Annotated in this window: 19 protein-coding genes and 3 pseudogenes; 1 reads left to right on the top strand and 21 read right to left on the bottom strand. The window is 47.7% G+C overall.

The window, feature by feature from the left end; genetic code table 11:
• Window positions 1-20 precede the first annotated feature (20 nt).
• From pgsA to IT084_RS18185, 21 genes and pseudogenes are all read right to left on the bottom strand, one after another.
• Window positions 21-566: a CDP-diacylglycerol--glycerol-3-phosphate 3-phosphatidyltransferase gene (gene pgsA / locus IT084_RS08635; protein WP_195712464.1), complete on the bottom strand. Its 546-nt coding sequence runs from the start codon at window positions 564-566 to the stop codon at window positions 21-23.
• Window positions 563-1894 (bottom strand): 30S ribosomal protein S12 methylthiotransferase RimO, encoded by a 1332-nt coding sequence (gene rimO / locus IT084_RS08630; protein WP_195712463.1) that lies wholly within the window; start codon window positions 1892-1894, stop codon window positions 563-565. The genes pgsA and rimO overlap by 4 nt, the downstream gene beginning before the upstream one ends.
• 128 nt (window positions 1895-2022) lie before the next feature.
• Window positions 2023-2805 (bottom strand): helix-turn-helix domain-containing protein, encoded by a 783-nt coding sequence (locus IT084_RS18840; RefSeq protein ID WP_195712462.1) that lies wholly within the window; start codon window positions 2803-2805, stop codon window positions 2023-2025.
• Window positions 2806-2811: 6 nt separating this feature from the next.
• On the bottom strand, window positions 2812-3873 hold the full coding sequence (mnmH, locus tag IT084_RS08620; protein WP_195712461.1) for a tRNA 2-selenouridine(34) synthase MnmH: 1062 nt from the start codon (window positions 3871-3873) through the stop codon (window positions 2812-2814).
• 73 nt (window positions 3874-3946) lie between these two features.
• Complete coding sequence (locus IT084_RS08615; protein ID WP_195712460.1) at window positions 3947-6232, bottom strand: DNA translocase FtsK; 2286 nt, start codon at window positions 6230-6232, stop codon at window positions 3947-3949.
• A 98-nt stretch (window positions 6233-6330) separates the two neighbouring features.
• Window positions 6331-7119, bottom strand: coding sequence for an undecaprenyl-diphosphate phosphatase (locus IT084_RS08610; RefSeq protein ID WP_195712459.1), 789 nt, complete (start codon window positions 7117-7119; stop codon window positions 6331-6333).
• Between the two features lie 89 nt (window positions 7120-7208).
• Window positions 7209-7430 carry a YlzJ-like family protein gene (locus IT084_RS08605; protein WP_195712458.1) on the bottom strand — a complete coding sequence of 74 codons (222 nt, stop codon included), beginning with the start codon at window positions 7428-7430 and terminating at the stop codon, window positions 7209-7211.
• Window positions 7427-7828 (bottom strand): annotated as a pseudogene (locus IT084_RS08600) (ClpP family protease); the annotation flags it as partial. The gene IT084_RS08605 and the pseudogene IT084_RS08600, both read right to left, overlap by 4 nt.
• Before the next feature lie 21 nt (window positions 7829-7849).
• Window positions 7850-9562, bottom strand: a complete 1713-nt coding sequence (locus IT084_RS08595; RefSeq protein WP_195712457.1) for a recombinase family protein — start codon at window positions 9560-9562, stop codon at window positions 7850-7852.
• A gap of 14 nt (window positions 9563-9576) precedes the next feature.
• On the bottom strand, window positions 9577-9795 hold the full coding sequence (locus IT084_RS08590; protein ID WP_195712456.1) for a hypothetical protein: 219 nt from the start codon (window positions 9793-9795) through the stop codon (window positions 9577-9579).
• Between the two features lie 123 nt (window positions 9796-9918).
• The gene (locus IT084_RS18600; RefSeq protein WP_279327853.1) at window positions 9919-10212 is read right to left on the bottom strand and encodes an ATP-binding domain-containing protein; all 294 of its coding nucleotides are present in this window, start codon (window positions 10210-10212) and stop codon (window positions 9919-9921) included.
• Window positions 10210-10776, bottom strand: a pseudogene (locus IT084_RS18595) (ATP-dependent RecD-like DNA helicase); the annotation flags it as partial. The gene IT084_RS18600 and the pseudogene IT084_RS18595, both read right to left, overlap by 3 nt.
• 92 nt (window positions 10777-10868) lie before the next feature.
• Window positions 10869-12569: an IS1634 family transposase gene (locus tag IT084_RS08580; RefSeq protein WP_195712454.1), complete on the bottom strand. Its 1701-nt coding sequence runs from the start codon at window positions 12567-12569 to the stop codon at window positions 10869-10871.
• A gap of 104 nt (window positions 12570-12673) precedes the next feature.
• Complete coding sequence (locus tag IT084_RS08575; protein WP_195712453.1) at window positions 12674-12904, bottom strand: hypothetical protein; 231 nt, start codon at window positions 12902-12904, stop codon at window positions 12674-12676.
• A 578-nt stretch (window positions 12905-13482) separates the two neighbouring features.
• On the bottom strand, window positions 13483-14685 hold the full coding sequence (locus IT084_RS08570; protein ID WP_195712452.1) for a methyl-accepting chemotaxis protein: 1203 nt from the start codon (window positions 14683-14685) through the stop codon (window positions 13483-13485).
• A 167-nt stretch (window positions 14686-14852) separates the two neighbouring features.
• Complete coding sequence (gene dinB, locus IT084_RS08565) at window positions 14853-16007, bottom strand: DNA polymerase IV (protein WP_195712451.1); 1155 nt, start codon at window positions 16005-16007, stop codon at window positions 14853-14855.
• A 413-nt stretch (window positions 16008-16420) separates the two neighbouring features.
• The gene (locus tag IT084_RS08560) at window positions 16421-16819 is read right to left on the bottom strand and encodes a hypothetical protein (protein WP_195712450.1); all 399 of its coding nucleotides are present in this window, start codon (window positions 16817-16819) and stop codon (window positions 16421-16423) included.
• Window positions 16820-17146: 327 nt separating this feature from the next.
• Complete coding sequence (locus IT084_RS08555; RefSeq protein ID WP_195712449.1) at window positions 17147-17533, bottom strand: hypothetical protein; 387 nt, start codon at window positions 17531-17533, stop codon at window positions 17147-17149.
• A gap of 1106 nt (window positions 17534-18639) precedes the next feature.
• Window positions 18640-18702: pseudogene (locus tag IT084_RS19005) on the bottom strand (SEC-C metal-binding domain-containing protein); the annotation flags it as partial.
• Between the two features lie 60 nt (window positions 18703-18762).
• The gene (locus IT084_RS08545; protein ID WP_195712447.1) at window positions 18763-19506 is read right to left on the bottom strand and encodes a plasmid pRiA4b ORF-3 family protein; all 744 of its coding nucleotides are present in this window, start codon (window positions 19504-19506) and stop codon (window positions 18763-18765) included.
• On the bottom strand, window positions 19494-19583 hold the full coding sequence (locus tag IT084_RS18185; RefSeq protein WP_243276872.1) for an Ada metal-binding domain-containing protein: 90 nt from the start codon (window positions 19581-19583) through the stop codon (window positions 19494-19496). The genes IT084_RS08545 and IT084_RS18185 overlap by 13 nt, the downstream gene beginning before the upstream one ends.
• 28 nt (window positions 19584-19611) lie before the next feature.
• On the opposite strand from IT084_RS18185, the gene IT084_RS18180 reads away from it, so the two are divergent.
• Complete coding sequence (locus IT084_RS18180; protein WP_243276881.1) at window positions 19612-19776, top strand: hypothetical protein; 165 nt, start codon at window positions 19612-19614, stop codon at window positions 19774-19776.
• The last annotated feature ends 294 nt before the right edge of the window (window positions 19777-20070 follow it).

Below are 20070 nucleotides of genomic sequence, written 5' to 3'. Positions count from 1 at the left end.
AGCTGGGTGCCGGGATTATTCTAATCCTTTTTGGACTTCAAGAGAAATCCTGCCTGTTGAAAATAATCCATCCCCGACCAGATGGTAAATATAACCGCCACGGCCATGGCAATATTACCAAACGGTATGTTAATGAGGTTAAAAGGAAAATCCCTTAAAAACATGGCCACAATGGCGATAATTTGTGTAATTGTTTTCAGTTTGCCCAGTTTGCTCGCCGCAATAACCACCCCTTCGGTAACGGCCAGGGATCTCAAACCGGTAACGGCGAATTCACGCCCGATAATCACCACGGCCACCCACCCGGATAACCGGTCCAATTCCACCAGGGCGATCAGGGCGGCTGATATAAGCAACTTATCGGCCAGTGGGTCCAGCAACTTGCCCAGCCTGGTAATTTGCTTTTTTTTACGAGCCATATAACCATCTAGTCCGTCCGTACAGGCAGCCAGCACAAAAACACCTGCAGCGATATAATCGCCCAGCGGCAGGCGCAGGGAAAGAATCGCCAAAAACACCGGCACCATTAATATCCTTAGCAAGGTTAGCCGATTGGGCAGGTTCATTTTAAATATACTCCCGACAAATCATATTCTGCTGCATCCAAAATGCGCACTTGGACAAAATCGCCTTCCCGAACTTCTTCCTCCGCGGCAAAATAAACTTTACCATCTACATCCGGCGCATCCGCTTCGGTACGTCCCCAGTACATTTTTACTTCCGCGTCCCAGCCTTCCACCAGCACCGTCAATTCCCGGCCAACCAAATTCCTGTTATGGGCCAGCGAAATCCGCTGCTGCAGGAGCATGGCCCTTTCCACTCTTTCCGCGATCACATCGTCACTCACCCTGCCGGGCAAAGCCACCGCCGCCGTACCCTCCTCCGGCGAGAAACCGAAAACACCGGCCCGTTCAAATTGAACCTGCTCCATAAAATTGAGCAGCTCTTGAAATTCCGCTTCGGTTTCACCGGGAAAACCAACGATGAACGTGGTCCTCAATGCCAGGCCGGGTACGGCTTGACGCATTCTTTTAATTAAGTTGACTATTTTTTCCCTGCTTCCCCGCCTGTTCATTAATCGCAACAGGCGCGGGCTGATATGCTGCAGAGGCAAATCCATGTACCGGCAAATTTTGGGATAGGACGCCATTACCTGAATTAATTCATTGGTCACGGAAGCGGGATAACAGTACATCAACCTGATCCAGCGGCACTTCTCCATCGCAACAAGCTCCCGGAGCAAATCCGCCAGGGCAAGCCTTCCGTAAAGATCCAATCCATACCGGGTCGTATCCTGGGCCACGATAATCAGCTCTTTTACTCCCCGGGAACACAGGTTGTCCGCTTCCGCCAGGATATCCCCCATCGACCTGCTTCGGTAAGAGCCCCTGATGGCCGGGATAGCGCAATAAGAGCAGCAATTATCGCAACCTTCGGCAATTTTCAAGTAAGCCGTATGGCCGGGCGTGGTCAACAAACGGGGCACCCACCACGAATGGACATAGCCGGGGCCGTTGATTTCCGCAACCCTGTCACCAGTTTGCATTTTTTTCAGAACGGAGACAATCTCCGGTACGGACCCGGTACCCATGACCCCGTCGATTTCCGGCATCTCTGTCAACAGTTCATTGCCGTACCGCTGGGCCAGACAGCCCGCCACCAGCAGATGGCGACAGTTGCCATCTGCTTTATAACGCGCCGCCTCCAGAATGGAGGCTATGGACTCTTCCTTGGCCGCGTTAATAAAACCGCAGGTATTAATCACAATAATTTCCGCTTCGCGTAAATCGCCGGTTAAATGGTAACCCGCCTGCCGCAGGTAACCCAGCATAACTTCCGAATCAACCCTGTTTTTGTCGCACCCAAGGCTAATAAATCCGATTTTGGTTAACATCAGTAACACCTTTCCAACGTCTTCATACAAGTATAATGCAACAAAAGTGCCGGTGTCAAAAAATAGTTGGCCGGTAGGGCCGGTGGTTATCACGGGCGCTGCTGCGCGCTAAAAAGCCGGGGGTCGCGTCAACCCCCGGCTGACTCTTCTTGATTTGTTCCCACCCTGAATACCCTGTCCACAACATTCCCGGGCGCGCCGAGAAAACCGTAATCCTCTCCGTTAACAATGACCCTGACCGCACCTGCATCTCCCAGCCTTACCTGGATACTCTCGTTTCCACGAAATACCTTGGTATTTCCTGGACCTACCGTTCCCTCAAACACAACATCTTTTTCATCAACTACGACACGCATCCAGCATTCCTTATTTATAACCTTTAATACCACGTCCATGCCCTGAGTCTTGTTGTTCTCATTACTTTGCTCCGCCGGGCCGGATACGCCGCTTTTTTTATTTTGCCCGCCCGGGCCGGCTCCCGGTTTATCACCGGAAGACATTTGTTTATCCATGTTTCCGGAAATTTTCCCCTGCGGGTTTATATTAAACACGCCCGTCCAGTAAACCAAACCCAAAACCAGCAGCGCGACGGCGATAAAAGCCAGCGAACGCCGGTTGGGTAGATTTTTCCTTTCAGCTCCGGCCGGACCCTTGTCCGGTACCTGTTCAGTCTCGTCATGTTGCCGGTAGAGCTCATCATACTGCCTGACCAGGGCTTCCCCGTCTATATTTAAAAACCTGGCGTAATTGCGTAAAAAACCCCTGACATAAACCCCACCAGGCAATACCTCAAAATCATCATTTTCCATCGCGATGATATATTTCCGGCGAATTTTTGTGCGGTTTTCCACTTCTTCCGGAGAAACCCCCATCTGTTCCCTGGCCTGCCTGAGCGCTTCACCGATAGACACGGATTATCACCTCCGCGGATCCTTAAATTCAGCCAACCCCCCGATAAAAGTTTCGATTTTTTGCACGGCCCGCTCCAAATTGTCGGTATTTACCGACAAGTCGTATTTGTCGCTTGGCCCGTCCGGGTACTTGTACAGCGGGTCGTAATACTGCAATAACAAAAACCCAATTACGCCGGAAATATTTCCACGGGAAAGCCAATCGTTCAATTCGGCCACTTTGCTTTTTCCAAGATACTTGGCTAAACGGCTCACGGCCTCCTGCAAGGCGGCCAGGTTATCATTCCCTCCAGGCGCATAATCCCTTAAGATGCGTTTAATCCTCGTCTTAACGGAAGCGTAAAGTAGAATCCTGTACCCCCTTTGCATAGTATTCATCACCGAACCGGGCACGTACAAGTTGCCAAGCCTTCTGCTTTCACACTCCACGATGAAGATGCCGTAACTTTCCGCTTTCTGTAATTCAGCTGCAATAAGTGATTCAAACATCTTTTGGCCAGGGGACGGGGGTTGTCCGATCTTACCGAACACGGAACCCCTGTGCCTGGCCAGGCCCTCCAGGTCCAAAACGGGATAACCCCTTTTTTGCAGTTCCAGCAACACATCGGTTTTACCCACACCCGTCAACCCGTGGACCACCACAGCCCGGAGCGGCAGTAATTCCCTGTCCAGGTATTGTAAAACGTAGCGCCTGTAAGCCTTAAAACCGCCCAGCAACCTGTATACTTTATAGCCCATGGCGTCGAGGATGCAGCCGGCAAAGTGGCTGCGATCACCGCCGCGCCAGCAAAAAATAATCACTTCCTTTTTAGGGGCCAATTTCTTGAAAGCGTAGACAAATGAAGGCAACTTGGGAGCCAGTATTTCCATGGCCATTTTTCTGGCTCTTTCCGGCCCCTCGTTTTTATGCACCGTCCCCACCAGCGCCCGCTCAATATTGTCCAACAAAGGTATATTGCAGGCGCCGGGTATCGTCACTTCGCGATATTCCCCCGGCGAGCGAAGGTCAATCAGGGGAATGCCGGCCATCCTGCTCAATAGCTCATCTATATCTATATCCTTGTACATTTCGTCCTCCGGCGAGGGCAAGGTCTGCTAAAGTTAAAATTCCCTTCGACGTAAAGGGTTATGAATCCTCTTTTTATTTATCATTTCCGGCCTGACATTCCAGTTGATCGCAAAACTGGTTCTTATATTCTTCGGGTGTAATTAAAACCGCTCTGGGCTTGCTCCCCTCATATCCCCCAACGTACCCCTTTTTCTCCATTATGTCGATTAATCTCGCCGCCCGGGCGTATCCGATGTGCAGGCGCCGTTGCAGCAGGGAAATGGAGGCGTGACCTGTTTCCACAAAAATCTTCACCGCCTGGGACAGCATTTCATCTTCAATATCGGATCCTCCACTTTCTCCAGTCTTTTCCTGGCCGATGCTCTCATCATATTTGGGAACGGATTGCTTTTTCCAGTGTTGCACCAAAAGTTCCACTTCCCTGTCCGACAGGTATGCCCCTTGAACCCTGACCGGTTTTGTCGCCCCTACCGGGTAATACAGCATATCTCCCCGGCCAAGTAATTTTTCCGCTCCCCCCATATCCAGGATAGTTCTGGAATCAATTTGCGAGGAAACGGCAAAGCTGATCCGGGACGGAATATTTGCCTTGATCAACCCGGTGATGATATCTACTGAAGGCCGCTGGGTCGCCACCACAAGATGGATTCCGGCGGCCCGGGCCATCTGGGCCAACCGGCAGATGGAGTCTTCTACTTCAGCAGGCGCGATCATCATCAAATCAGCCAGTTCATCAATGACGATTACCAATAGTGGCAGCGGCGTTTTACCGGTACTCTGCACCAGGTTGTTGTAACGGGTCAGGTCGCGTACACCCGCCCGGGCGAATAGTTCGTAGCGATACTCCATTTCTTTGACTGCCCAGCGCAATGATGTTGCCGCTTTTTTGGGGTCGGTAACCACGGGGGATACCAGGTGGGGAATATCGTTATAAACAGACAATTCTACCATCTTGGGGTCAATAATCAGGAATTTCACGTGCCGGGGCGTTGCTTTATACAAAATACTGCCCAGGATGGTATTCAAACATACGCTTTTCCCGGCCCCGGTGGCGCCGGCTATCAGCAAGTGGGGCATCCGGGCCAGGTCGTCCACAATCGGGTTACCCGCAATATCTTTACCCAGAGCAATAGCAAGATGGGAGCGCATCTGTTGAAATTCCGCGGTTTCCACAAGTTCGCGCAAATATACCGTCGCAATCTCCTTGTTCGGCACTTCAATGCCCACTACCGCTTTGCCCGGGATGGGCGCCTCTATGCGCACATCGGGCGACGCCATACTCAGGGCAATATCATCAGCCAGACTGACAATCCGGCTGACTTTCACCCCCGGCGGAGGTTGAATCTCATACCTGGTAATCGCCGGTCCCCTGGTTACTTGGGTTACTTTGGCTTTAATCCCGAAATTGCCGAGCGTTTCTTCCAGTTTTTTGACGTTATCCGCAATGTCCCGGTTGTTTTTATGCATTTTACTTCGCACCGGCTTGGCCAGCAATGATACGGGAGGCAGCTGGTACTCAACGCTGCAGGATTCACCGCCCCCGCTCTCATGCTCATTCAATCCCGCAGCAGATCCGCTCCCGCCTTCCCCGGTTGCTTCGTCTCTTCTTGCCCCGGCATTCAGAAAGGGCCGGTAATATATGACATTGGATTTTTTTTCTTCCCGCGGCGGATCGGTCTGCTCGCCGCTCTGGTTTTTTTCATCTAAGCCAAACTCGCTTTTTTTACCCCTTGATCCGCCCGGCAGATCGTCTCCGGTAGGGTAGCCGTCAATGATAACGGGTTGATTTACCGGCTCATCTTCGTCGCTGGTAAAAAGAAATTCATCCACCATCTGAATCGTTTTTTTTAACATGTTAAAGGTTTTAGCCAGCGCATTTTTCAACAGCACAGAAATGGATTGATTGGTCAACAGCAGCAAACCGATTAACAATAACGCGGTCAGGATGATATACATGCCTGACACCCCGAACGATTTCAGCAACAGGAAATAAATCAATCCCCCGATCAAACCGCCGCCGTCACCAGCCAGGCCGGACTTGAGAGCATATTCCGCCGGCACGGTAAAATGCAACAGGGTTAACACAACCACGGCGATAATTAACGCCCCGGACAAATTCACGGGGGTTTTAACCTTGCTCTTGCGCAGCAGCATTTTTAAGCCAAAAACCGTAAGAAAAACCGGAACCAGATACCTGCCTTCTCCCGCCAATCTCATCAAAAGGCTGCTTATAACCCCCCCGACTAAACCGATGGAAGGATTAATCACGCTTAACAACGTCAGCACGGAAATGGCCAGCAGTGCAATCCCCGTTATTTCGTATCTTAAAGGATCCTTCAACTTATTAACCCTGGACATCAGTAAGCCACCTCCCCCTAGTATGCATATTCCATTTTTAACATATAATTCCTCTAAAAAACAATAAAAAAACCGATTCCAGCATCGGTTTTAACTATTTACCAATTTCTATAAAAATAGATACCAATCACCAATAAGCCGGCCAATAAGCGGTACCAGGCAAAAATGGAGTAATTTCGCCGGGATAAATATCTTAATAAAAACTTGATGGCTAAAAACCCCACCAGCGCCGATACAAGCACCCCGGTGATAAATACGGAATCGATGTCGCCCGGCGCCAGTTTTGTAAGTTCCTTTACCCCTGCACCGGCGATAATAGGTGTGGACAGTAGAAAAGAAAAGCGGGCTGATGTTTCCCTGGTCAACCCCATTAACCTGCCGGCGGTCATGGTGACTCCCGAGCGTGAAACACCGGGAATAATGGCCAGGGCCTGCGATACACCGATAATCAAACTTTCTTTCAGGCCTACATCTTTTAAATGGATCACGGACAGTGACCGGGTATCAGCCAGGTACAGGATTACACCCATGATAATGAGCATAACCCCAACCAACAGCGGGTGACGAAAAACTGTTTCCGCCTGGTTTTCCAGCAAATACCCCGCGGCTGCGCCTGGTATCGTGCTAACGACCAGAAACCAGAATAGTTTGCCTTCGGTGGTCCGCTTGAACTTCAGCCCATCTCCAATCAACTGCAGCCAGTCGCGCCAGAAGAAAGCGATCACGGCAAAAAGCGTTCCGACGTGCAGGGCCACGTCAAAAGTTAAGCCGGCATACGGCCAGCCCATCAGCCAGGGAACCAGCACCAGATGGGCGGAACTGGATATAGGCAAAAATTCCCCTAAGCCCTGGACAATTCCCAACACTACCGTTTGAAGCAAATCCAATTTCATCCCAGCCTTTTCTGTAGCATAAACAGCACCATTATAACATACGGACAAACTTTACAGCCAGCCGGGATGTTCAAAAATAGTTATTATTTACGATCGGACCTGACCAACGCGCCGGGACACAAATCCTTGCGCAAATAATCCGCCGGATTTGTACTGAGCAATTGCACAATTTGCTCTTTACCATCGGCTGTCCTGCGCACTATTGCGGGTATACCGTCCACAGTAGTCTCTTCTTCACCCGAACGGGTCACCTGGTCCAGGCCCGCCAGCACAAGCTCCAGCTGCATCGGAGTGTAAAGGATCACTGTAACTGCACCTCTTTTCGGGATTTCCATTCTTCCCTGAGCTGGTTTAATTTGCGCAACGCCTGGCTCATGCCGCCCACCTCGTTGATTAACCCGCATTCCACCGCATCATACCCGATCAGCACGGTCCCGATATCCCTGGCCAGTTCCCCCGTGCGAAACATCAACTCCCTGAATTTTTCCTCGGTAATATGCGAGTGTTTGGTCACGAACCGGACTACCCGGTCCTGCATTTTATCGAGATATTCGTAGGTTTGCGGCACCCCGATGACAAGGCCGTTCAGCCGGATGGGGTGGATGGTCATACTTGCGGTTTCAGCGATGAAGGAGTAATTGGTGGACACCGCAATCGGCACCCCGATACTCTCCTTGTCGCTACCCCCTAACATCAGAAGAACGGGAATATTCCTATCCGGGGTTCAAAATGTCGCTAAAACCTTTAGCTTGAGCCTGTCCTGAACTGTTTTTTCTTCCTGGCCCAAGAATTCTGCCAGGTCTACGTTATAATGAATCTCTATTTTGTCCCGGTATAAAACAACCTTGCCGATAATCTGGGCCAACATTTGCTTCTTCGTTGATACAGGGGCTTCCATGAAGAGCTTAAACCATTCGGGCGCACGCCGGGAAAATTCCATCAACTGGCTTCTCTTGTGTTTTTCAATGCGGGCCTCGGATTTAACTCTCTCCAATTCTTTTTCATTCTCCGATACAATATTACCATATTCACGGACCTTTTCGGCAAGCAGTTGTTCCGAATACATACTGTTTTCGGGGTCGGAAAAATATTCGTCCAGACGTTTTACCCAGGCATTGTAAATCTTTTTGTTTTTGCGGAGTTCCGTTTGAAGGGCTTTAATGTGATTTGTGGTTGAAGCCAGATAATCTATTTGTTTTTGCTCAACATATTGCAGCAGATCATTTAGGTTAAGCCCTGATAGAAAATTTTGTAATTCCTGAAGGAAAACGCGGTCTATTTTTTGCTGGGAGTATGACCCCTGACCTTCGCAGACCTTTTCCCCTCCGCCCACCCGGGCATGTGTAATGCAGCGGTAAACCCGTTTACGGCAAGGATAGATCTTGCCGTTCCGCTTGCGCCAGTTGCTTCCGGAGCTGATAAATCCCCGCCCGCAATGCCCGCATACAAGAAAGCCTGTCAACAACGCTTCGCTGGACATGGCCCTTGCCGGCGGGGTTCCAGCTTTCATTGATGGTACATTCTCACGCATTTTGTTAATTAATCGTTGCCATTCTTCCAACGTAATAATACTATATTCCGGTACCGGCTTTGGATTGCCGTTTTCATCCCGGGGTATGATAAAATTACTCAGGTCGGTATAACCTCTAATCCGGACCCGCGAGGTGGGTGTATTTCCTTGTTTTGTACGGTCGTAAGCCGGTAAACCGCAGATAATGGGATTTTGCAGCACCGCCCGGACACGGGTATCGCTCCACAGCTTCCCTTCCCTGGTTCGGCACCCCTTCTCATTTAACGCTTTGGCGATCCGCTTGCTGCCGATTCCTTCCTCCAGGTAGAACCTGCACATCTCTTTGATTATTGCGGATTCCTGCTCATCTATCACCAGCGGCAATCCCTGCTTCGAGTCGGACAATCTGAACCCGTAAGGCGGCCGGCCGCCGTTCCAGTGCCCTTGCTTGGCTTTCTCCCGCATGGCGTGGGATACACGGATGCTGGTATTTTTACTTTCCGTTTCAGCCTGCCAGCCCTCGATAAAGCGGATTAGTTTATCAAACTGGTCTTCCACACCCAGCTTTTTGCCACCGTCGGCGACGGCAACGACCTCAACGCCGGCGCGGTGGAGTTGCCACAGGACTATTGGATACTCAAAGCTGTTGCGCGAAAGGCGGTCGGCCTTAAAAACCAGCAGGACTTTGAATTTACCCTTATATGCGTCGTCAATGACGTGTTGAAGAATATCCCGGTCATCCTTGCTCAATTTAAAGGCAGACACGCCTTCTTCAGCATACTCCCTGTCCCTGGTCAGTTCCCATTCCGGATGCTGGGCAACGAAGTTTCTGATTACGGCGGATTGGACGGGGATACTGTCGTCTTCATCGTCTTTTAGTTGTTTGGCGGTTGATACCCTGTACAGTGCTGCCACCGGAATGGCCATTTCAATACACACCCCTACCTGGATTGATTGAGAATATCGTTTAAAACAAGTTCTGCGGCCTTAGCTTTAAAGTTGCTCAATCGTTTAGAGGAATCCGGCCCTGGAGTGAACACGTTTTCCACCCGTATTCCGGATACCGGATCGCGTCTTTGCAATTTAATGGTGCCGGGACCTTTCTTAATCCTATATTCTACATCATTAACAAAAACCTTTCCACCAGACGCTTTTACCATTAACTTCCCCCCTTTGGCCTTAAAATTCCCATTATTAAGCCAAATATGCCCCTCAAGTCGCTTCCTGAAAAAAAAGAAAAGCCCGGTTCAAGCCGGACAAGCATGGGGAATCTCACTGGTAAATTACGGTAATAAATTTTTAAGTTTGGTATATCGCATTACCGGCGTATTATTCCTGATGGCCATGGCCAACGCTTTCCTGGTCCCGACCAGGATTACTTTTTCCCTGGCTCTGGTGATTGCCGTGTATAACAGGTTCCTGGCCAGCATTATATAGTGTGAGGACGTGAGCGGAATGATCACCGCTTTAAATTCCGACCCCTGGCTCTTGTGAATCGTTATGCAGTAGGCCAGTTCAAGGTTGTTCAGCTGGCCGTAGCCGTATTTAACCAAATCGCCGTTAAATTGCACAAACATACTGGAGCCCTCGATTTTTTTGACAACCCCTATATCGCCGTTAAATACCCCCATTTCATAGTCGTTTTTGGTCTGGATTACTTTATCTCCAACCCTGAATATCCTGTCGGAATATTTTATTGCCTGGCCTTTGGGGTTGATGGCTTCCTGAATGGTCTTGTTTAGTTCCTGAGTCCCAAGGGGACCCTTTTTTAGCGGCGACAATACTTGGATGTCGGCAACGTCATATTCAAGTTTACTGATACAGTGAAGGATACACTTGATAATATCCCCCGGTTCTTCTCTTTCGAAAAAGAAGAAATCGGTTTTTGATGTGTCGATCATCAACTGCTGTCCCTTGTTGATTCGGTGGGCGTTGGCAATGATCTGCGACTTGGCCGCCTGCCTGAATACTTTGTTTAAAGTGACGCGGGGAATGTTGTTACAGCTCAGAATGTCCCTTAGTATGTTTCCCGGCCCGACCGAGGGGAGCTGATCAATATCCCCCACCAGGAGGACCCTCGTTCCGGTTTTTATTGCCTCAAACAGGTTTTTGGCCAAAATCAGGTCCGCCATGGACATTTCATCAGCTACTAAGCGTAACTTTCCTAGTTATAGGATACAAGAACCCGGCAACTCAGGCGCATCAAGGCATCCCGGATATTGGGTCCTGTTACCTAACAAATATCCCTATGCAACTGCTCAATTTCCATAATTTCCATTAACTTCTGCTGAATCTCATTGCGTTTAGTCAACATCAAACAATCTTTTTGTTTGGAATCTTTAGGGTAAATATGTGCTACATTTTTAATATTGGCTAACTCTTCCAACATCTTCGGGATGCTTATATCAACTCCCGCAAGAACAGCTTTCCGCCTGGCCAGAGTGGTAAGGGTGAGGGCAAGCACGCAATAAAAAGCATGCACTTCAATTTTTTGGTCCGTCCAGTGATATTGTGGACTCCAACTTAAAAAATGAGGATCTTTCATCCTTTTAAAAGCATCTTCAATATGTGATTGCCCCCGGTAAGCGGACACAATATCCTCGGTGGACCAGTCCTCGCGGTCGGTGAAAAGAATACTTTTACCAAGGTAGTTATCTTTGTAGTTATCCAAAGCATCATGATCAATGGAGTACTCCAGCTGCACATTTGCGTCAACTTCTTTAACCTCTGTACGAATTAATTTTGATAACGGTGCCGAGCTACTGGTTAATATCTTTTTGACCTGATTTTGAACCGAAGCCACCGTTGGCGGCTTACCCCGTTTTTTGCCGGCGTTTGCCCGGTTACAAAGCTTTTTCTGTAATTCACGCAAAGCCTCATTGGCCTTGCGCAATTGCAAGAGTATCCCCTGTAACTGACCGAGATACAGTGCTTCATTGAAAGTAACAACAACCGTTCGCTCTACCCCCATAATCATTTTCCTGGTGCGATAGGCAAATACACCGCCAAAATTGGCACCTTGCAAGGGGGTAAAAGAACACCGGGGCACAGCCAACAAATCAGGGTGTTGGGAGGGAACCAGCGACCCTACAAAAGAAAACGGGCTGTTATCTATTTGCTTTTGATTCTTCTTGGAGTTATTTCCTTTGTCATATACCAGGGTGATATCCTGACAATTAGCCTTAATCAACCTTAATCTTTCCACCAGTTCTTCGGTAACGCTGCCAAACTGCTTGGAATCAGTACGGTTACCCGGATAAACCTTGTGGAACAGCGGAATATGAAAGTCCGTAGTCACCATCATGGACAATCCAACCTGCTTTAAGTCGTTCCTTTTAGCCTTGTTGTGACCACGCTGCGGTAATTCGGAATCATTCATAGTATCGATCCAGGTAAAAAAATTAGTTGTATCATATACCAGGCACCTTAAATCCAGGTTAAACTCTTTGACCATACGGGCAGTCAACTCGGCTTCAATAGCCTTAATGGCCTCGGAATCGAGGTATCCCATATGATCCCAAAAACGTTGACTGGATAAATGTTTGGGTTTTACAGGTAGCCAGTTTTGCAATGATGAAGAAGAAAACCACTCACCAATCTGCCTTTTACTGGTGGGGGCAATGGCTCGGTTTATAGCGGCTATCAGCATATACTGACCAACGGAAGGCCCTTGTTTTCGTTTATTAGTATGACGGTCAATGGTTTCTACCAACTTAAGCTGGTTGGCAATGCTATAAAGAGTAGCAGACGCCCCGAACTCAAAACATATAACCTCAACCGGTTTAACGGGGTCTTTGGATAAAGCTTTAACTATATCGTCGGCTTTTCCGAGGTACTTTTGCCAGATAATACGCGATTTGCCGTCTTTCCAACCGCTCTGTACAGCGTAGTAATATGTATTGCCCTTGATCTTCTTCTTGATAATGGAAGCCATTGGAACACCCTTTCTGCAATTGTTAGGTAATAGGTTTATTCGTCAGAAAGGGTAATTATTCCTGCTTCGGATGATAAAATTTAGGAATTAACTAGTATTTTAGTTCATTGTTCGGTTGCTATTCCCGAAATAAACGCATTATTGATCTTGTTATTGATTTCAATAATGGCGTCTTTAATCTCGTTCAGTTCCTGATTTAAGATGTTGATTTTACTGTTGATCTCACCAATCTGGCAGTAGAGATTTAACGCCAGCCTTATTACCGCTTGCTTGTCCTGCTCCTGCCATATCCAGTGGTCATCCGGCAGGCGGAGACTGATTACCCTGGTTTTCAAAAAAATATCACCCCCACAGGTGTTTACACTTGGAAAGCCGCGCCCCGCAAGGCATTGAGCCCTTAAAAAAACCTACGGGTGTAAACAAAAGTGTTTACACCCGTAAGGCCGCTATTTACAAGGCTTGCGGCCACATTTTTGGAGGTGTTTGTATACACTGCCGCTTTTGACCGCCCGGCGGGTGTATACAACTACCCCTGTTTTGGGCTAGGTCAATTGAGATAAACAAAATATCAGCTCCCTCGCAGTTTTGCTTTCCCAAAGAAAAAACGCGGTCGTTTGTTGACCGCGCTATAACATGTATGCAGCCAAATTTTTTTCTTCGTACAGTGAAAAAACGTACTGTGCATTGGCTAGGAAGCAAACCTGGCAGGTGATAGTTACGGAAAGCAATGGTCAAAAAGGCACTTAATCCCTGTGAGTATATCGCTCTCTGTTCAAAGGATATAAAAAAGCGCGGTTTGACCGCTGTTCTTAGAGTTCCAGTAAGCGTCAAATAAACCCCACCGGGATTGGTGGGGTTTATTTGACGCTTACGCTTAAGTATTAAAAGCATAAAATGGTATATCCCTCGCTAGTTAATTTACATTACCCGCCACTTGCCTTTTTAATTCCACAAAGCAGCGCAATAGATCCAATGAAACTTCTGCTAATCTTTGTGCAGATTCGGGCGTACTTTCCTTCATTAAGTCATTTCCAACACTATGTACCAAGCGATGAGGGCCATCCAAAGCTTTCCAGGATGGCAAATGTCCGAAGTGTTTGGCTCCCTCACCAAAATACCACCGACCAAAGTTACATTCGGTATGTGTCACGACATTTTGACCGGAACCCGCATTTTTAACAATATTATCCAACAGTCGGGCATGCTCAAAAAGTCTTGCGGCTAAAACATGGATAATTGTATCTTCTGTAAAATTGTCAAAAAGGTCTTCCAGAACAGGTAAAGCAACCTGGCTTATATGAGCGGCATTAGCAGTACATGCAGAACCAAAAGAAGTAATTTCAGCTAAACGCTGGCCTGTTTGAGCAAAATTTTCAGCTGCGGCTGTGATTTGCTGTACAGCAGTTGCAATTCCATCAAGGGATTTGGATGCGGTTTCCACCTGTTCAATACTTTCCCTAATGCTTTTGGCGGCTGATGCGACATGATCGGCATAACCGCTGAAAGAATTACTCATTTCCTTACTACTTTGCACCGCAACGTTAGATAATTGACCCATTTCTTGAGCCAAATTTTTTACAGTATTTACTGCTTCTTTAGTATGACCGGCTAATTTCCCCACCTCTTGCGCCACTACAGCGAAACCTCGTCCATGTTCTCCGGCCCGTGCAGCTTCAATGGTTGCATTTAAAGCTAAAAGGTTTGTTTGATCCGCTATGTTTGCCACTTGTTCACCGATTTGATTAACTTGATTCAAGCGTTTTCCCACTTCTTCCAATTGCTTGCTTACACTTGTTATTCCATCAGATACAACCTTTAAAAGATTCTCCATCTCAGCCAATGCGGTTTGATTGGCCTGTGACAATTTGTCAAGTTCGTGGTGGGCAGCTGTGGTTTCCTCAATGGAAGCATTTACTTCTTCAATGGAGGCTGATAACTGTTGAGCCCCCACGGCTAACTCTTCCGCTTCTCCAGCAGCCTCATCGGCTTTAATGCGGCTCCATAAAGCCAACAAATCGGTATGAGCCATAATAAAACGCCCTACTGCAAAACCAAAAGCAAATTCCCCTGATGAGTTATTTTTTTGATTGCCGGCTTTTTTCTTTAGTAACCCCATGTGTTTGTTTTGTCCCCCCCATTTTTTTTGCAATGTGTTGCTCTGTTGTTTGTTAAAAATACGGTTTTTTATTCGTCAATTATTGTCAAAATCCTCCGATTTACAAACAAAACTAGTCTAGCTTGCGAACAATTAAGTACTGGTTGGGTGCCCGGGATAGCCTGAATTCATTTATATCTTTTTTTTAATAAACTTGCAACTTTTACAACATCCTCACCGTAACGGTCCCTGAGTTTGTCCAGGGCCAGTGTAATCTTTTCTTCATTTACCAACTTTTCGTCTCTGAATAGTGCGATATACCGCTCCCCTGTGAGCTTTCCACAGGTAATACCGATCAATCTAACCGGCGGTTTGCAGTGCTTGTCCAGTAACCGGCTGGCAGTTCTATATATGACACCCGCCAGGTTTGTAGGTTCAGGCAAGTTTTCTGTACGTGTTATGAGTCGCAGGTCAGGGTATTTGATTTTGAGCGTTACCGAGCCGCTTTTTAAATTTTCACGGCGCAAACGACGCGCGACCTTCTCCGCTAATTCTCTTAGTGTCTGCCGTAGCTCTTCCAGGTTCGCAACATCACCGGCAAATGTTACTTCCTTCCCCATCGATTTAACTTCGCGCTGAGGCTCAACCGGCCTTGGATCTTCACCCCGGGCGAAATCACACATCAACTTGCCATGCTTTCCGAATTTTTCTTCCAACAATTTAAGAGGCAAAGCCCTAAGCTGGCCAATGGTCTTGATACCCATGCGTTTTAAGCTTTCGGCAGTTTTATCTCCAATGCCCCACATTTTTTCAACCGGCAGCGGGGATAGGAAATCTAAAACTTTTTCTTGCGGGATCACTGTAAAACCCCCGGGTTTTTTGTAACCCGAAGCCAGTTTGGCAATGAACTTGTTCGGGCCGATACCGACGGAGGCGGACAATTGGAGCTCGTTTTTAATACGGCGCTGAATCTCCGCTCCGATTTCTACAGGCGACCCAAACAACCGCTCACTGCCAGCAACGTCAAGAAACGCTTCATCCAGCGAAAGGGGTTCTACTAATGGTGTGTAATAGTGAAAAATATCCATGACGGAACTGGATACTTCCCGGTATTTTTTATGGTTGGCCGGAGCAACAATTAACCCGGGGCATAACTTGATCGCAGTGGCCATTGGCATTGCCGACCTTACACCGAATTTGCGTGCTTCGTAAGATGCAGCGGCCACCACGCCCCTGTGTTCGGGCTTGCCACCCACTGCCACGGGTTTACCTCGCAATTCCGGATTATCTCTTTGCTCTACGGACGCGAAAAAAGCGTCCATGTCAATGTGAATTATATGCATGGCGAACCACCAAATTTAGGTTGGTGTTTGTTGTTTGGAGGAAACTTTTAAGTTGTCCTGTCTTTAACTCCCTTATTTCCCTGCTCTCTTTTCTGTTTGCAGTAGTACCTTTTCAAACTGGTTCCTGGCTGTTGAGTTGAACAATTCTGTCCCAGCGTAAAGCCAGTCTATCATGGCACGACAGCTTCTGCCAAAGAAATACAGGCACCAGGTTTCGCCTGTCCCAGTGGTTATCCTTTGCAGCTTTTTGGGTGGCAAGTTTGTTTTTAATGCAATAACTCGATTTAATTCTTCCATTAGAGGTTGGCTGCCATATATCCTTAATCTGGGAGTGGGCATTCTCTGTCTACCTGTACGAACTATATCCGCCGAGGAGTGCAGTTCAACCCATGCTCTTGAAAAACCCCTGTCGTTCAGGGAACTGATGGGTACGGTCTTCCCCGCGATTTTCTTGGAACCCAACCATAGCGTTCAAGAAGATTCTTTATTGTGGCCACTTCCGCTGCGCGGGTTATCTTCAACCTCCACTGGCTTCCTGTATTCGAGTAGCTTTCATGCCCTTCTGCAGTGATTCCCAGGTATTCCCGCACTACATCCACGTACCACTTTTGACGATGGCGAACCCAGTAGCCTTCCCCGAACGTAGAAGCTGTTCCCCAGAGAATCCCCAGCACATAAGCTCCGGAATCGATCATGGTGTTCAGATTACCTACAAAGCCGGGTTTGCGCTTTCTGTATTGCGGGTCGGGCACACCGGCTTCCCGGAATTTTCGCGCTATAATACGGGCCATTGAGGGGCTGATGTTGAGCAAGGCGGAAATCTCCGTATTGCTTAGTCCCTGTTTTCGCCAAGCAAGCCATTCGGAAGCGGTGATTGTGTGATTTTTGACAGTAATTGTGTACTCTTCAGCAAAAGCCCACCCCATACTCTTCTTCCTTTCTGTACAAACTGCCCTGCACTATAAATTGCTGTTTCACTTGCCCTCACAATTTTGCATTTGAGTATGTCATTAACTACCAGGAAGTATCTCAATAACACATCTTTTTTTCATGTCCACGCCAATCAAACAATTGGCAGACACCCTTAAAATTAGAATTGAAGTTGAACTACCCGGTCTCCCCTTCGCGGAAACAACCGGTCACTCTACTTGAAACAACTTTGAACGCAATTTTTTACCTATTTTATTGCTAACTTCATTAGTTAATATGAAATCCGGTGGTATGCGCAGTTTCATTTCCAGGCGGTTACTGTCTTCTTTGGCAGGATATATTGTATAGACTTGTTGTTCGGCAGGACTGTAAATGAAAATAATCCCCTTATAATACAACTTTAATCTATATCCGGCCGCATCCTGCCGATCCCCTATTATCTGACATGCTCGATTACTTAAAATGTGAGCTAAAAAAAGCCTGGCTGCTTGAAAATTTCTCGGGGTGGAAGGCTTATTTAACACCCGTTGCAAGTACATCTCCGCAGCATGCGGGCTTATATATACAAATTTGGGAAGCGTATAAATCTTTTTCATATTGATCGCCATCAAGGAATTATTCTAAAGTAGCGATTCCTGTCAATATACCAAGGGAAAACTCTGAAACTATCTCCGGCCAGGCTTAAGGGTTGCATCTTTTACAGGGAACAATCTCGAAGTCACCGCTTTAGGAAAGCCCGGGTAGTGGAACTACTGTTGCCGTGGTGTCCCACCTCGAGTTCATTAGTCTTTACGTCTACCCCGAAGGCCAGTATTTCTCCTTCCGACTATGCTTCGGGGCATAAGGATCACCTTTTCCCCTTGATTCTCTCCTCTTTTAACATCTGCAACCTCTCCTGGACATCTTCTTTGCCAACAACGTTTCGCTCTAATGCCAGACGATAAATATTCTCCGCCCTGTTGTAATCGCGGGGGGCCTTGCTGTCCCGGAACAACCAGTACATGTCTCCCCAGCCGATGTAGGCCCAGGCGGAATTGGGGAATTCATCCACCAGAGCCTGAAAAGCTTTTTCTCCTTGTTCGATTAGACCAAGGGCGAAATAAGATTCCGCTTCGGCTCGCTTCATGTTTTCGATAATTAGCCTATCTGTTTCCGGGAATAGCTCGCAGAACTCCCGGCAGTATTCTATCCTTTTCTCGTAGAAAGAAGGTTCTTTTAAACCCGCATTGCCCAGCTCCATCTCCAAATCCTGGCACCAGTTAAATAGGTTTTGCAAACCTGAAAAGACTTTTTCCGCTTCATTGATGGACTTCATCTCCGGAGTAAAACGTTTTTTCAGGTGCTCCCACACTTCCAACCATATCCGGCAGCATTTTTCCTCTTTTCCTTCGCTGCAGAGGCGGTACCCCTCTTGCATCATGTTATCCAGCTTCTCTGAATTAATAGCGTGCGGGGCCAATCTTTCCCAAAGAACAACAGCGGCCATCCAGGGAAAGTCCTGGTCGTAGCCCTTTGCAATAACTTTATTGGTCTTCCACCAATGTTTAGCCAAATCGGATGCGGAATAATAGTTTTTGATTTCTTCAGCTAAGCTTTTTTCGGATACGTTTATCCCTAACTCTGTCAATTTTATGATGATCTCTCCCGTAGTAAAAGAGCTGACCTCATTCAATGACCAAGGCTTATTTCTGCCCGAGGCAATACAACATTTCTTGTATTTCTTTCCACTCCCGCAGGGGCATGGGTCGTTTCTGCCAATTTTAGGCAAAATTCATCCTCCTCAATCTCATCTATTTCTTCCATCATGCAAAGAACAACCATAATTTTACTTTATCTTTGCCAGAGCCCGGTTAACTTCATTGATATAAAAATATTCCGGATCAAACTTTCTCCCGCCCGTGTCCTTTTCTGCCCAAACCAGATAATCATCATGTTCCGGGTGCCCGGGGTCACAGATTATGCGCAGAAATTCTTCATAACCCGGAACTCCGCCAACATCCTCTGGTGGCCGGTGCCGGGCACCGGCCACGCATACCGGGTAACGCCGTCCTTCTTCGGCCGGCATGATTGTCTCCAGGATTACATCATGCCTCCAGTTATCCCCAAAGTCATAAATATAAACGCATTTTTTGCGTTCACTAAAAAGGATGTCGATTTTCGTTCTTTTGGCGTTCATTTCTTTTTTGCCACTATACAGTTCTCCTGGTGCATAATCGGGGTCGGGAACATGAACCACCACATCATCGAAATCAAAACGAAATAGGTGATAGTCTTGCCAGCCGAAGGCGGCCTGGATAATTTTGTGCAGCTTGTTAAAAGTAATGCCTGACGGCACTAAGACCCGCCTCCAGATAGGGGGTTCTATTTTCTGTAACGTTATTTTAAGCTGATATACCACATTTGACCCCACATAATCACCGCCTTTCCTTTTGTTCGCAATGGGAAGGGAGGACGAAATCTTTGCTTGATCCTGGGCTATGGATAGGGCTCGCGGAAGTCCTAACCGTACCCAAGAGTACGTAATAGCTACCCGGTTAACCTCTCCTTCGAACAGTTTTAAGGGTTGCATCTCTTACAAGGAGTATACCCAGCACTAACAGCCTCTTCCCGCGTTTTAAAATATACCCGGTTATATTCCGCAGGCAGCGTGGAACACGATGGAAGGTGGAACTTCTTGCTGTTCTTGTTGCCTATATACTTGCCTTCGCTCCCTGTTGGCGTTACCGGCGCGACCGGTGCAACTGCGCTGCTGGTGTCCGGCGCCCTCGGTTTAACGGTACTGCCCAATTTTTCAACGGTGATGTTTTTACCGTCGGACCTGACATCCTCCCACGGGTAAACCCGTGGGGTTCCACGGGGCCGTGGTAGGTCTTATACTTCGCGGATGCCCAAAACAGACCTAAGCGGCCTGCCTGAACGTCCCCTGTTCACGGCCTTTAGGTGTGGTTTTTCGCCACACGAACAGGTTGACCGCAGGGTGGATTATGCAAAGCTTAGCATAATCCTCCTTATGCAAAGTAGATGATTATGCAAAGTAAACTCGTACAGACCATTAAATATAAGGATTTCTGTCTCATTTACTTTGCATAATCTTTGAGACTTCTACAGTCGAGACAGCCATGCAAGAAGTGCC

Source organism: Desulfallas sp. Bu1-1 (genome assembly GCF_015594625.1).
Taxonomy (GTDB): domain Bacteria; phylum Bacillota; class Desulfotomaculia; order Desulfotomaculales; family Desulfallaceae; genus JADNRQ01.
This window is presented reverse-complemented; position numbering and strand designations above follow the sequence as displayed.